We start from the raw sequence: 476 nt of genomic DNA on the forward strand, positions 1-476 counted from the left end.
GCTACAGGGAACTGGCCTACCGGCTGAAGCCTGAACGAGAGCGCATAGCTCTTGAAATTGAAGAGGCCGCTCGTGCTGCCAAGCATGTCTATCTGGCCACGGATGATGACCAGGAGGGCGACGTTATCGCCCGTGATGTGTTGCGGTTCTGCATCGCCGAAGATGATCGGGAAAAGGTGCTGCGGGTGCGCCTGAAATCGCTCGCGCCTTCGGAGGTGAAGGCAATGCTGGCCTCTGCCGCGCCCTTTGACAGAATGTCGGCCTGCCGGGGCGACGCCCGGCGGATCGTTGATCGCCTGATAGGGTCTCTATCGGGCGATGAGGGCGCTGTGGGTCGCGTGCAGGGGTCGCTCCTGCTTGCGCTGCAGGAGAAGGTGCCGGTGGTGGGGGTTGTGACCTATATCGCATCGAGCGATGACGGCCGGGGCGATTGGATCGCCCGCAAACCCGTTTTTGCTGGCCAGGCCGTGCCTGAG

General features: G+C 62.8%; 1 protein-coding gene. It reads left to right on the top strand.

From position 1 onward, the window contains the following. The coding region (locus tag ACR6JA_RS23435; RefSeq protein WP_494599957.1) for a toprim domain-containing protein at positions 1 to 476 on the top strand (476 nt) is incomplete at both ends.

The organism is Cedecea sp. B1(4) (genome assembly GCF_059414925.1).